The organism is Microcystis sp. M_OC_Ca_00000000_C217Col (genome assembly GCF_007095585.1).
Lineage (GTDB): Bacteria > Cyanobacteriota > Cyanobacteriia > Cyanobacteriales > Microcystaceae > Microcystis > Microcystis panniformis.
In genome coordinates this window covers 1-7,084 of record NZ_SFBV01000306.1, presented here as the reverse complement: position 1 = coordinate 7,084, position 7,084 = coordinate 1, and the positions used below count along the sequence as shown (strand labels likewise).

The 7,084-nt window shown below is 45.8% G+C and carries 1 protein-coding gene, 2 tRNA genes and 3 rRNA genes; 1 reads left to right on the top strand and 5 read right to left on the bottom strand.

The genetic code is table 11. The features are described 5' to 3' along the window. On the top strand, positions 1–1,040 hold a 1,040-nt coding region (locus EWV66_RS19525), incomplete at its 5' end, for a UDP-N-acetylmuramoyl-tripeptide--D-alanyl-D-alanine ligase (protein WP_287116024.1). A gap of 361 nt (positions 1,041–1,401) precedes the next feature. Here the strand turns inward: EWV66_RS19525 and rrf are convergent. The 5 genes from rrf to EWV66_RS19500 form a co-directional block, all read right to left on the bottom strand. Beyond that, positions 1,402–1,511: ribosomal RNA gene (gene rrf / locus EWV66_RS19520) — 5S ribosomal RNA — on the bottom strand. A 147-nt stretch (positions 1,512–1,658) separates the two neighbouring features. Further along, positions 1,659–4,533: ribosomal RNA gene (locus tag EWV66_RS19515) — 23S ribosomal RNA — on the bottom strand. 168 nt (positions 4,534–4,701) lie between these two features. Then, positions 4,702–4,775: transfer RNA gene (locus EWV66_RS19510), tRNA-Ala, on the bottom strand. Between the two features lie 131 nt (positions 4,776–4,906). Next, a tRNA-Ile gene (locus EWV66_RS19505) sits at positions 4,907–4,980 on the bottom strand. Between the two features lie 88 nt (positions 4,981–5,068). Beyond that, a 16S ribosomal RNA gene (locus tag EWV66_RS19500) occupies positions 5,069–6,584 on the bottom strand. The 16S, 23S and 5S rRNA genes sit together here with 2 tRNA genes alongside, the layout of an rRNA operon. Positions 6,585–7,084: the final 500 nt, after the last annotated feature.

Here is a 7,084-nt window from a genome sequence, read left to right as displayed (position 1 = left end):
TAGCGCAACACCATCGCAGGCAATTAGGCTTACCCATTGTCGCACTTACCGGTAGTAATGGAAAAACCACAACAAAAGAACTTATCTTAGCCGTACTTTCAAAAAAATACAACACAAAGGCGACCAAAGGAAATCTAAACAACCATATCGGCGTTCCCTTAACACTCCTTAGTTTTACCCATGAAACAGAAATAGGTATCGTAGAAATGGGGGCTAACCATCAAAAAGAAATCGAACTCCTTTGTGCGATTGCTGAACCTGATTTCGGCTATATCACTAATTTTGGCAAAGCTCACCTAGAAGGATTTGGGGGTGTTGAAGGAGTTATCAAAGGAAAAAGTGAAATGTATACCTATTTATTCTCCCATCAGAAATTGGCCTTCATCAACGCCGATGATGCAATTCAATGGGAAAAATCAACTACGCATCCACGATTCTCCTTTACCACAAAAGAAAACACAGCTGATGTTACTTTTGGCGCTATAGAAGCCAATCCCTTTGTTACAATTACGTATCAAAACACAGTGATTCATTCGCATTTGATTGGCTTATACAACGCTACTAACATCTGTGCCGCAATCACCATAGGAAAGTACTTTAAAGTCGATACCGATGCGATTAAAGAGGCTATTGAAGGGTACATTCCTGAAAACAACCGCTCGCAAATCATCCAAAAGAATAACTACGAAATCATTTTGGATGCTTATAATGCGAATCCTAGCAGTTTAAAACTTGCGTTAGAAAATTTTATGCAATTAACCAAAACTCCAAAAATTGCAATATTAGGCGACATGTTTGAACTCGGCCCTGAAAGTGAAGAGGAACACCGACAAATTGTTCAACTAATTCCAGACGCTTCAGATCTAGTTTGTCATTTTATCGGAAATTGGTTTAATCGTGTTCAAACGTCACAAAACAACCTTCACTTTTACCCTGATTTTGACGCATTCAAAGCCCAATTCAAAACGAATGCCCCTGCTTTAGTACTGATTAAAGGAAGCCGCGGCATGGCCCTTGAACGAGCCTTAGATTTGTTATAAAAAAAGTATTTTAAATTTACTTTTCAGCTTTATCACAAGTCATAACTCATAACTCATAACTCATAACTCATAATTCATAATTCATAATTCAAAATTCAAAATAATTCTTTTAGCGTGCCCCTCCGGGTCGGGCAATCCGTTGCAAGTCCTCGCTCCGTTGCCCTGCGCTGTGGGCTTTTCACTGCTGTCCCTCACGCGGGTGATTGCGCTTTTACAACCCTAGTTAAAATTTACCAGGCAAGTAATCCTATCGCATTCCCCCCAAAAAAAAACCTGCCAATGGGCAGGTTCTACATGTCATTTATAATTCATAATTCACAATAAAAAAATGAGGCCCTTCAAATTGAAGGGCCTCACTAAAACAAGGCGGCGACATACTCTCCCACAGTTATGCAGTACCATCTGCGCTGTCGGGCTTAACTTCTCTGTTCGGAATGGGAAGAGGTGAGCCCCGACGCAATAACCACCTTAAGAGGTTGGTTAGTCTTGTCAGTGGTTGGCATACCAACACTGCAACAAGCAAAACCGTCTCGAAACTAACGAGACTAATGTCTTAACACACTGCGATAAGATAAGGTAAACAAAGCTGACCCGTCCCGATTACTCGGGACGGTATCGATACATAAGCTTACGGGTTATTAGTACTACTCGGCTATGACATTACTGCCTTTACACCTATAGCCTATCAACGTGGTCATCTCCCACGACCCTTAAAAGAAATCTCATCTTGTGGTGGGTTTCGCGCTTATATGCTTTCAGCGCTTATCCCTTCCCGACGTAGCTACTCTGCGGTGCCCCTGGCGAGACAACAGATACACTAGAGGTCAGTCCAATTCGGTCCTCTCGTACTAGAATCAGATCCACTCAAATTTCTAACGCCCGCAGTAGATAGAGACCGAACTGTCTCACGACGTTCTGAACCCAGCTCGCGTGCCACTTTAATGGGCGAACAGCCCAACCCTTGGGACCTTCTCCAGCCCCAGGATGTGACGAGCCGACATCGAGGTGCCAAACCCCCCCGTCGATATGAGCTCTTGGGGGAGATCAGCCTGTTATCCCCGGCGTACCTTTTATCCTTTGAGCGATGGCCCTTCCATGCGGAACCACCGGATCACTATGCTCTACTTTCGTACCTGATCGACCTGTATGTCTCTCAGTCAAGCTCCCTTATGCCATTGCACTCTACGCACGGTTACCAAGCGTGCTGAGGGAACCTTTAGAAGCCTCCGTTACTCTTTTGGAGGCGACCACCCCAGTCAAACTACCCACCAAGCAATGTCCCCCGCACAGCGGGGTTAGGCCTCAGATAAGCAAAGGGTGGTATTTCAACAATGACTCCCCGAATCCTGGCGAACCCGGTTCATAGTCTCCCACCTATCCTACACATCACTTATCCAAGGTCAATACTAAGCTATAGTAAAGGTGCACAGGGTCTTTTCGTCCCACTGCGGGTAATCGGCATCTTCACCGATACTACAATTTCACCGAGCTCATGGCTGAGACAGTGTCCAGATCGTTACACCATTCGTGCAGGTCGGAACTTACCCGACAAGGAATTTCGCTACCTTAGGACCGTTATAGTTACGGCCGCCGTTTACTGGGGCTTCAATTCAATGCTTCTCCGAAGATAACATCTCCTCTTAACCTTCCAGCACCGGGCAGGTGTCAGGCCCTATACCTCATCTTACGATTTTGCAGAGCCCTGTGTTTTTGATAAACAGTCGCCTGGACCTTTTCACTGCGGCCAGCATTGCTGCTGGCGACCTTTCTCCCGAAGTTACAGGTCTATTTTGCCTAATTCCTTAGCCATGAATCTCTCGAGCACCTTAGGATTCTCTCCTCGACTACCTGTGTCGGTTTACGGTACGGGTACTTGTAATCTAAGTTTAGAGGTTTTTCTTGGAAGCCCTTAGGTACACTATCACTTTGTCCGAAGACGCCGTGTACTATCGTATTTCACCAGTCCCTGCGCATTTTACTACAAGGCCTTTAGTTACGTACTTTAACCAACTATTCCGTCAGTTGGCGGTACTTTCATCACTCCGTCACCCCATCACAATTACAAGTAGTACGGGAATATTAACCCGTTGGCCATCGACTTCCCCTTTCGGGTGCGCCTTAGGACCCGACTAACCCTCAGCTGATTAGCATAGCTGAGGAAACCTTAGTCTTTCGGTGTGCGGGTTTCTCGCCCGCATTATCGTTACTTATGCCTACATTTTCTTTTCTAACCAGTCCAGCATAGCTCACGCTACACCTTCGGCCCTGTTAGAATGCTCCCCTACCACAGAATATTCTGTCCATAGCTTCGGTAGTATACTTATGCCCGATTATTATCCATGCTCGTCCGCTCGACTAGTGAGCTGTTACGCACTCTTTAAATGAATGGCTGCTTCCAAGCCAACATCCTAGCTGTCAAGGCAGACAAACCGCGTTTGTTCAACTTAGCATACATTTGGGGACCTTAGCTGATGGTCTGGGTTCTTTCCCTCTCGGACATGGACCTTAGCACCCATGCCCTCACTGCTGATCATATTATATAGCATTCGGAGTTTGTCAGGAATTGGTAGGCGGTGAAGCCCCCGCATCCAATCAGTAGCTCTACCTCTATATAACTCAATATCAGCGCTGCACCTAAATGCATTTCGGGGAGTACGAGCTATTTCCGAGTTTGATTGGCCTTTCACCCCTACCCACAGGTCATCCGAAGACTTTTCAACGTCAACCGGTTCGGACCTCCACTATGTGTTACCACAGCTTCATCCTGCCCATGGGTAGATCACACGGTTTCGCGTCTACCACTACTGACTCAAGCGCCCTATTCAGACTCGCTTTCGCTACGGATCCATACCTGAAGTACTTATCCTTGCCAGCAACGGTAACTCGTAGGCTCATTATGCAAAAGGCACGCCGTCACCCCAATAAAGGGCTCCGACCGCTTGTAAGCGTATGGTTTCAGGTTCTATTTCACTCCGTTATTCACGGTTCTTTTCACCTTTCCTTCACAGTACTGGTTCACTATCGGTCTCTCAGGAGTATTTAGCCTTACCGGATGGTCCCGGCAAATTCAGACAGGGTTTCACGTGCCCCGCCCTACTCAGGATACCACTATCAATAACTTCTCTTACCTGTACAGGACTATCACCTTGTATCGTCTACCTTTCCAGGTAGTTCCAGTTCAATTAGCATCAAATACCGTGGTCCTACAACCCCAAAATTGCCGTAACAACTCTGGTTTGGGCTCCTACGCTTTCGCTCGCCACTACTCACGCAATCACTATTGTTTTCTTCTCCTCCGCCTACTTAGATGTTTCAGTTCAGCGGGTTCGCCCTCCTATCGGAGTAATACATCTTCAATGTATTGGGTTGCCCCATTCGGATATCTGCGGATCAATTCGTATGTGCCAATCCCCGCAGCTTTTCGCAGCTTATCACGTCCTTCATCGCCTCTGAGAGCCTAGGCATCCCCCATACGCCCTTATTTTGCTTATGTATGTTGGTGCTTACTATATATAAATAAGCGCCTGTGCTTTCTACTTTGTTTGTATTTTATCTTATCACAATATGTCAATGAACTTTTATTAATTTGAAAATTTCATGAGTTGAGAATTTGAAAACGAATCTTCAAATCTTCAAATTGATTAATCTTCAAATCAATTCGTGGAGAATATCGGAGTCGAACCGATGACCTCCTGCGTGCAAGGCAGGCGCTCTAGCCAGCTGAGCTAATCCCCCGTTTTCCAGTGTTCAGTTAACAGTTTTCAGTTAACAGTACTTCAAACGGTTACTCAACCTCCAGAATTTCCTTTTTAAGCAAAAAAACATTTTCAAATCTTCAAATTTTCACATCTTCAAATTGAAAAAAGTAGTCCCGGGCAGACTCGAACTGCCGACCCCTACATTATCAGTGTAGTACTCTAACCAGCTGAGCTACGAGACTCTGTATTTATGCTTACTTATTTTTTGAATCAACAGCGAGAGTAATTCTAATCCTATTTCCTAAAATCAATTCCCCTTAACGTCTCTAGAAAGGAGGTGTTCCAGCCGCACCTTCCGGTACGGCTACCTTGTTACGACTTAGCCCCAGTTACCAGTTTTACCCTAGGCAGCTCCTTGCGGTCACCGACTTCAGGTACCCCCAGCTTCCATGGCTTGACGGGCGGTGTGTACAAGGCCCGGGAACGTATTCACCGGATCATGGCTGATATCCGATTACTAGCGATTCCAGCTTCACGGAGTCGAGTTGCAGACTCCGATCCGAACTGTGACCGGTTTTATAGATTCGCTCCTGGTCGCCCAGTGGCTGCTCTCTGTACCGGCCATTGTAGCACGTGTGTAGCCCAAGGCGTAAGGGCCGTGATGATTTGACGTCATCCCCACCTTCCTCACGGTTTGCACCGGCAGTCTTGCTAGAGTTCCCGACATTACTCGCTGGCAACTAACAACAGGGGTTGCGCTCGTTATAGGACTTAACCTGACACCTCACGGCACGAGCTGACGACAACCATGCAGCACCTTGAAAGACGTCCGAAGAAATATCTGTTTCCAAATACGTCGTCTCCCATTTAAGCCTTGGTAAGGTTCCTCGCGTATCATCGAATTAAACCACATGCTCCACCGCTTGTGCGGGCCCCCGTCAATTCCTTTGAGTTTCAAACTTGCGTTCGTACTCCCCAGGTGGGATACTTATCACTTTCGCTTAGTCACTCAGATAAATCCAAACAACTAGTATCCATCGTTTACGGCGTGGACTACCAGGGTATCTAATCCTGTTCGCTCCCCACGCTTTCGTCCATCAGCGTCAATCCACTGTTAGTAACCTGCCTTCGCAATTGGTATTCCATGTAATATCTAAGCATTTCACCGCTACACTACATATTCTAGTTACTTCACAGTAATTCAAGTCTAACAGTATCAATGGCAGTTTGATCGTTGAGCGACCAGATTTCACCACTGACTTATTAAACCGCCTACGGACCCTTTAAACCCAATGATTCCGGATAACGCTCGCATCCTCCGTATTACCGCGGCTGCTGGCACGGAGTTAGCCGATGCTTATTCTTACGGTACCGTCAAGCTCCGACACGTCGGAGGGTTTCTTCCCGTACAAAAGCAGTTTACAATCCATAGGACCGTCTTCCTGCACGCGGCATGGCTGGTTCAGACTTGCGTCCATTGACCAATATTCCTCACTGCTGCCTCCCGTAGGAGTCTGGTCCGTGTCTCAGTACCAGTGTGGGGGATCTCCCTCTCAGGACCCCTACCCATCATCGTCTTGGTAAGCCGTTACCTTACCAACTAACTAATGGGACGCATGCTCATCTTTTACCGTTGGAACTTTAATATACCAAACATGCGAATGATATATACTATGAGGTATTAATCCAAATTTCTCTGGGCTATCCCTCTGTAAAAGGTAGATTGCATACGCGTTACGCACCCGTGCGCCGGTCTCAAGGAAGCAAGCTTCCTCTACCCCTCGACTTGCATGTGTTAGGCCTGCCGCTAGCGTTCATCCTGAGCCAGGATCAAACTCTTCATCGTAGATTTTTGATTTTTTTGACTCGGGTTCTAGCTTAATTCTAATCCATATCGATTAGCCTTACTCTCTCTTAATTTTTGCTGTCAATCCAATATGTCTATGAACTTGTCTTCTCTAATTCAACCAACCTCTCTCGGTTAGCGGGTGCAAAAGTAAAACTCTTTTTTAATCTGACAAATACTTTTGCAACTTTTTTTTTCGAAATCTTTTACCATTCCGAAAACCCTTAACTTCCGTTTTGGGAGTGCAAATATAGAAACCTATGCACCCTATATCCAAAAAAAAAGCGGTCTTTTTTCTATCTTTTTTTCTATCGGCTTGTTTCCAAAGACTTACACCTTAAAGAAAGTGGGTTCTCGTGGGTAAAATCCACTCCAATGGCAGCGTTTTGGGTAGTTTTTGAAAATACAACACTCCAAAAACTACGTGAAAAAGGCGACTTTTTGGGGTTTGGCTTTTTAAAAGCAGGGGCGTAAGGCCTTCTTCAGAGGCAGTAAGCGCA